Consider the following 7157-nt stretch of genomic DNA (forward strand, 5'->3'; position numbering starts at 1 on the left):
GCTGACGATTCAATCCAGTTTGATTGAAACAAGCTTCAGTTCGGTCATCTCTTCTAAAGCGTATTTAATCCCTTCTCTTCCGGTTCCACTCATTTTGACACCGCCGTAAGGCATATGATCTACCCTGAATGTCGGTATTTCATTGATCATCACACCGCCGACATGAAGTTTTTTTGCCGCTTGCATCGCTTTTTGAAGATCATTCGTATAGACTCCTGCCTGCAGCCCGTACTTTGAGTCATTAGCCTTAGCAATCGCATCAGCGAATTCAAGGAATGTATTAATGTGGACAACCGGGGCGAACACTTCCTCACAGGAAATTTTATCAGTGAGCTTTGCATTGAGCAGCACAGTTGGCTTCAAGATTTGTCTTTCACTATCTCCGCCATATACGAGCTCCGCTCCACTTTCCACTGCATCCTGAATCCAGGCTTTTGCCCTGGTCACATCATTTCCGCTGATCATTGCAGCTAAATCTGTTTGCACATCCAGTGGATCTCCCACCTTCAGTTTGCCAGCTTCTTCAATAAACAAAGAAACAAATTCAGCAGCGATCGCTTCGTGTACGAAAATCCTCTGGATAGAGATGCAAACCTGCCCCTGATTAGAAAAGGCTCCAGTAACAATTCTTGGCATTACCTTTTTAAGATCGGTTCCATCATCGACAATCAATGCTGAATTGGAACCCAGTTCCAGAGTTACTCGTTTCAACCCGGCATTTTCTCGGATATGCTTCCCAACTTCAGGACTTCCCGTAAAAGTGACCATCTTCACCCGGTCATCGGCAATCAGCACATCACCAACACTTTTTCCGCTGCCTGTCACAACATTGAGAGCACCCGCAGGAAGCCCTGCTTCATGGAAATAGGAAGCAATTTTATAGGCTGATAATGGGGTCTGGCTGGCTGGCTTAAGGACTACCGTATTTCCGGCAGCGATTGCCGGTCCGACTTTATGGGCAACAAGATTCATCGGGAAGTTGAAAGGAGTGATCGCAGCAATAACTCCAAGCGGCTCCCTCACCGTATAGGCGACTCTTCCCTCGCCTCCAGGAGCCGCGTCCATCGGGATTGTTTCGCCGTGAAGCCTCCTTGCTTCTTCTGATGCAAACTTATAGGTCATGATGGTACGGTCGACTTCACCAAATGCAGCCTTCAATGGTTTGGAGGATTCCTCCGCAATCAGGCGGGCGCACTCCTCCCTGTCCTCCTGGATTAATTCAGCCACTCTCCGGAGAATGTCGGAACGCTTATAGGCATCCATCTCTGCCATCGTCCCTGCTGACCCGGCAGCTGAATCTATCGCTTTTATCACGTCTTCTTTGCTTGCCTCTGCTACATCGGCAATTTTTTCTCCATTAAAAGGATTAAAAAGCGGACGGTATTTATCACATTCAACGCTTTCACCATTAATCCATAAATTCTGTCTCATTGTTTCCCCCTCCTACCGCTTGCAGCATTCAGTGATTGCTGATTCAAGCACATCGAACCCTTCCTCCATTTGATCCTCTGTTATGACCAGAGGTGCTAAAAGCCTGATTACATTACCATAAAGACCAGCGCTCATTAAAATTAATCCTCGCTGATGTGCTTTTGCAAGTATTTCTCGAACGATTTGGCCGTTTGGCCGATCATTCTCATCGAAAAATTCGATCGCACACATAGCACCTAAAGAACGGATATCGCCTATTTCCGAAAAACTGTCTGTCAGCTTGCCGAACCTTTCCTGGAACTTTTCCCCGAACAGGTTTGCTCTATCAAGAAGATTTAGCTCTTCTATCATTTTAACGACTTCTATTGCCGCTACACAACCAAGAGGACTTCCGCCAAAGGTTCCGCCAATTTCCCCGATACCTGCTGAGTCCATAATTTCAGCACTTCCCGTGACCGCACTGATCGGCAGCCCAGCAGCAATCGATTTTGACATCGTCATCAAATCGGGGACCACATCGTAGTGCTCCATCGCAAACATCTTCCCTGTCCTGCCGAAACCGGTTTGGATTTCGTCTGCAATAAAGAGAATCCCATACTGTTCACAAATTCTTTTCACTCCTTGGACAAAGGTTTTGGATGGAATATTAAATCCGCCTTCACCCTGAATCGGTTCCATTATGACAGCCGCAATTTCGGTGCCAGGAACCTCGCTAAGGAAAAATGTCTCAAATTTTTTTAACATGTAGGCATCCAGTTCTTCAGGTGCCATGCCTTTTTCTTGAGAATACACCGGGAATGGCCATTTATAGGTTTCCGGAGCGAACGGGCCGAACTGGTATTTGTATGGTTTGACCTTGCTCGTCAGCGACATTGCCATATAGGTCCTTCCGTGAAAACCTCGTTCAAAAGAAATGATTCCTTTCCGGCCTGAATATTTCCTTGCTATCTTTATCGCATTTTCTACTGCTTCTGCTCCGCTGCTCAGGAAGAATGTTTTTTTATCATGAGTCCCTGGAGTAATGTTGTTTAGAATTTCCGCAAGTTCTATATATGGTTCATACATCATCACATGGAAGCACGGGTGAAGATAGCGGTCGATCTGCTCATGAAGTGCTTTCACTACATTACTTGGACAGTGGCCAACATTCAGTGTGCCGATGGCGCCCGCAAAATCGATGAATGTATTTCCATCAACATCCGTCAATAAGGTACCTTCTCCTCTTTCCGCAAACGACTTGATTGTGTTGAACGGTCCCACAGGGATATTTTTTTCTTTCCGCTCTAACAATGCCTTTGCCTTTGGGCCTGGTATAGCTGTTTTAATCTTTATATCTCCCATTTGTTTGGTTCCCCCTTTTCTCTAATCGCTGACCTCACACCACTTAAGCAGAGCAAGTGCAATGATTTCCGCCGCTTCAAAAACATCTTCAAGCTTGATATATTCATTCGCCTGATGTGCGGTTTCCGTCACCCCGGGTCCAAAAACAACTACAGGCACTCCACCTACCTTGGAGAGGATACCGCCGTCAGTTGCCCATGGGGATGCCTCGATTAATGGAGATTTTTCCTTAACGTTCATAAAGCTTTCTGAAAGGACATGAATCAGCTCATGTTCAGGATCCAGGTCGCCTGGCAACCAGCTTGCACCGAACCATTCAAGTTTAGGTTTATTTTCTCTCAGCCATGGGTCTTCGTTACAGACTTCGACAATGGCTTCAAACATTTCCCTCTTTGCCTCATCCTGTGTTTCATTGGGAGCCACTCCCATCCTCCCCTCAATTACAGCTAAATCCGGTACAGATGATGGCCAGTCTCCAGCATGGATTTTTCCGATATTGATAGGAATCGGGATTGGGATGCTTTCAAAAAACGGGTCAGTAATCCTTTCATTTCTCCGAGACTCCAAAATTCTCAGTCTATCAATAACCAGCATCGCTTTCTCAATCGCATTGACACCTTCATACCTCGTTCCGCCATGCGCCCCTTTTCCTTTCACTGAAATCCTGAACCACATGGATCCTTGCTGTTTTGGAAACAGCTTCATATTAGTCGGCTCAGGGATGATGGCTGCATCCGCTTTATAACCTCTCAGGACAGCAGCAAGTGTTCCCGCACCACCGCTTTCTTCTTCGATCACACTTTGAAAAATGACATCGCCCTTTAGCTTGATTCCTGAATTTTTTATTGCCTCCATCGCCATAAGCAGCGAAGTTGTGCCGCCCTTCATATCTGTCGAGCCTCTGCCAAATAACTTGCCGCATTCGATATGTCCGCTGAACGGGTCCCGTTCCCAATCTTTTGTGTCGCCTGCGGGAACAACATCAATATGTCCATTCAGGATCATCGACTTTCCTCCACCTGTTCCTCTCATGATTCCTACAGCGTTTGGGTTCCCAGTGAAGTCTTTTCGATCTGAACAAAAAGCGGGGTGAGCAGCCAGTCCGTTCTCCCCGATTTCCCAAATATCCATTTCAAGCCCCAGCTCGCGGCATTTTTCAATAATGACTGCCTGGGCTCCGCTTTCATCCCCTCTAGTACTCGGTTCCTGAACTAATTTTTGCAAAAGCCTGGTCCCTCTTATTCTGCTTTCTTTAATGTAATTCCTCACCTTTTGTTCAGGAGTTTGCACGATATCAGCCCCTTTTAATATTCGATAATCCGGATGTTTTCGTCGATTGTAAAATCGCATGGTGTCTTTCCGGTAACTTCAGGTATTGTATGTGGCGCAAAAAGTTCAGACAAAATCAATGAACCGTCAATTATTTTAAAAACGGCGAGATCGGTGATGACCATGTCAACACATTCAGAAGCGGTTAATGGCAAGGTACACGATTGAACGATTTTAGAAACTCCGTTTTTATCCGTATGGTTCATCAATACGGCAACTTTTCGGGCTTTTTGTGCCAGCTCCATTGCTCCTCCCATGCCCGGAACCTTCTTGCCGGGGACAATCCAGTTCGCAAGGTCCCCTTTTTGGCTAACCTGTAAGGATCCTAGAATAGTAAGATCCACTCTGCCTCTGCGAATCATACCGAAGGCTATAGCACTATCACAATAAGAAGAACCCGCCATGACAGTGACTGGGAATCCGCCGGCATTGCACAGGTTTTCATCCTCCTGACCTTTTTCCGGCGACTTTCCCATCCCGACAATTCCGTTTTCAGCATGGAACATGACTCTCGTTTTTTCGGGAAGGTGGTTTGGTACCAGGGAGGGAATTCCTATGCCCAGGTTAACAACCATGCCCGGAGAAATTTCTTCGGCGGCTCGTCTGGCCATTCTGTTTCTGACATCTATTCCCATGCCCATTTCCAATTCACCCCTCCAGACGGAATTACCATATCCACAAATACACCAGGCGTGACGATTTCTTCAGGATCAAGGCTGCCAAGGGGCACAATTTCCTCTGCCTCCGCGATGGTGAATTTTCCGGCCATCGCCACGAGCGGGTTCGTATTCCTGGCACTTTTATCAAAGACAAGATTTCCATATGGATCTGCCTTTTTTGCATAAACGATTGAAACTTCGGCTGTTAACGCAGTTTCAATCAAATAATCTTTACCGTTCAGAGTCATTCTTTGTTTGCCTTTTGCAACAAACTCATGATCCACTCCTACATCTGTCAAAATTGCTCCAAGTCCCATCCCTCCAGCACGAATCCGTTCTGTCAAGGTTCCCTGCGGCGAGAATTCAACCTCCAGTTCTCCCTGGGTCATCAGGGTGCCTGCTACTGGGTTGGACCCAATATGGGAGGCGATCACTTTCTTTGCCTTACCGCGGCTGACAATTTTGCCAATGCCGATCTCGGGAAAACCAGTATCATTTCCAATCAGCACAAGATTTTTTATTTCTTTTTCAAGAATGCCGTCAATCAGGTCAGGAGGTGACCCTACCCCGCCAAATCCGCCAAACATCAAAGTCATTCCGTCATAAAAATGCTCCATTGCCTGCTCAAGCGTCGCAATTTTTCCAAATGGATTATCCATCTACTTTTCAACTCCATTTTCAAAAGGAAATCCCAGTATTCTATACACTTCGATGAATGTTGCCTTCAGCAAGGCTATTAATTCATCAATCTCCCGCCTGGTGATCGTCAGCGGCGGCGAAATAATTATTGCATCCCCTGAAAGACCATCCATGCCAGCGCCTGCAGGGTACAGCAATATTCCATGATCCCTGCCCGCCTTAACCACTAGTTCAGTTAATTTCATGCTTCGTTCAAACGGGAGTTTCGCACCTGGCAACCTGACAAATTCAAGACCGAGAAGCAAGCCTTTGCCCCGCACATCTCCTATAAAATCAAACTGATTTTTCAACTTATCAAGTTTATTTTTCAGGTACACAGACTTGGATCCGACTTCATTTAAAACTTGATTGTTCTCAAGGTATTCCATGACCGCCAGTGCGGCTGCGCAGGATTGTGGATTCGCGCTAAGAGTATGGCCGCTCATGATCGATTTAGAGCCATTCAAAATAGGCTCCATCACATGGTCACTGACAACCGTTGCCGCAATCGGGGCATAACCTGCTCCCATTCCCTTACCTAGCGCGACAATATCGGGAATGATGTTCCAGTGTTCTGATGCCAGCATCGTCCCTGTACGGCCAAAACCCGTCATGACCTCATCCGCAATGAATAATATATTGTTTTCGTCACAAATCTTTTTAATTGTTTCGTAATAGCCTATAGGGGGTGAAATCGCCCCTCCAGCCGCACCAATAACCGGTTCTGCAATAAATCCGGCGATATGGTCAGAACCAATCCGCTTTATTGCTCCCTCAAGCTCCATCGCACATAAAAAACCACACTCAGGCGCTGTGCTTTGATATGGACAGCGATAACAATATGGAGGTGAAATCGATGGGAATTCTTCAAGCAATGGAACAAACCTTGCTCTTCTTCCCGGATGCCCTGACATAGATAGTGCACCTAGAGTGATTCCATGGTAGCTGATCCATCTTGATAAAATTTTTGTTTTGGACTTAATCCCTTTCTCTTGCCAGTACTGAATCGCAATTTTCAGCGCGGTTTCTGTAGCCTCTGAGCCACTATTTACAAAGAAACTCCAATTCAAATCCCCCGGCAAAGCATCAGCGAGTTTTTCCGCCAGCTTTTCTGCTGCCTCACTGGTGAATTGGGAGCGATAGACAAATGACACCCGTTTGGACTGTTCATGCATTGCCAGGATAATTTCAGGAACTCCGTGTCCGATATTTGCTGTGACAGCCCCGGATGCAGCATCAAGATATTTCTTGCCATCTTTGTCAAAAAGAAAGACACCTTTTCCATAGTCAATCTCTGGATAGCTTTCATCCAGGGCAGGCTTAATCAAGTAGGACGGCTTCATACATTCACTCCATTCACCGCAATTAAAATTAAATGGACATTCTATAAATTGTATGAAATGAAAAGGGGAATCTTTCTTGAAGATGTAAAAAATAAGTGGTACTGGCCTGGGATTTTTGATAGGGACGGAATTGATCCATTTTCGTAATTGAGGATTGCCTACAATTCGTACAAATTCTGCTCTTCCATCAGTTGTTTTGTCTGAACCTGGGGTGACTTCCGACAACTTTTGCTATTCCGTCGGCTGTTTTGTCTGAACCTGGGGTGACTTCGGACAACTTCTGCTCTTCCATCGGCTCTTTTGTCTGAACCTGGGGTGACTTCGGACAACTTCTGCTCTTCCGTCGGCTGTTTTGTCTGAACCTGGGGTGACTTCA

Annotated in this window: 6 protein-coding genes; all 6 read right to left on the reverse strand. The window is 46.1% G+C overall.

Going from position 1 to position 7157, the window contains the following annotated elements; all coding sequences use genetic code 11:
* Positions 1-9: 9 nt before the first annotated feature.
* The 6 genes from J7E37_RS19820 to J7E37_RS19845 are packed head-to-tail and all read right to left on the reverse strand — an operon-like array spanning position 10 to position 6781.
* Positions 10-1431: an aldehyde dehydrogenase family protein gene (locus tag J7E37_RS19820; protein ID WP_214781145.1), complete on the reverse strand. Its 1422-nt coding sequence runs from the start codon at positions 1429-1431 to the stop codon at positions 10-12.
* A gap of 12 nt (positions 1432-1443) precedes the next feature.
* Positions 1444-2772 (reverse strand): 4-aminobutyrate--2-oxoglutarate transaminase, encoded by a 1329-nt coding sequence (gene gabT / locus J7E37_RS19825; protein ID WP_215026584.1) that lies wholly within the window; start codon positions 2770-2772, stop codon positions 1444-1446.
* A gap of 21 nt (positions 2773-2793) precedes the next feature.
* The gene (locus tag J7E37_RS19830) at positions 2794-4062 is read right to left on the reverse strand and encodes a peptidase (protein ID WP_353050049.1); all 1269 of its coding nucleotides are present in this window, start codon (positions 4060-4062) and stop codon (positions 2794-2796) included.
* 14 nt (positions 4063-4076) lie between these two features.
* Positions 4077-4742 (reverse strand): 3-oxoacid CoA-transferase subunit B, encoded by a 666-nt coding sequence (locus J7E37_RS19835; RefSeq protein ID WP_215026588.1) that lies wholly within the window; start codon positions 4740-4742, stop codon positions 4077-4079.
* On the reverse strand, positions 4727-5419 hold the full coding sequence (locus J7E37_RS19840; RefSeq protein WP_215026590.1) for a CoA transferase subunit A: 693 nt from the start codon (positions 5417-5419) through the stop codon (positions 4727-4729). Before J7E37_RS19840 ends, J7E37_RS19835 begins: the two co-directional genes overlap by 16 nt.
* Positions 5420-6781, reverse strand: coding sequence for an aspartate aminotransferase family protein (locus J7E37_RS19845; RefSeq protein WP_215026592.1), 1362 nt, complete (start codon positions 6779-6781; stop codon positions 5420-5422).
* Between the last annotated feature and the right edge of the window lie 376 nt (positions 6782-7157).

Source organism: Bacillus sp. ISL-39 (genome assembly GCF_018613295.1).
Classification (GTDB): Bacteria; Bacillota; Bacilli; order Bacillales; family Cytobacillaceae; genus Mesobacillus.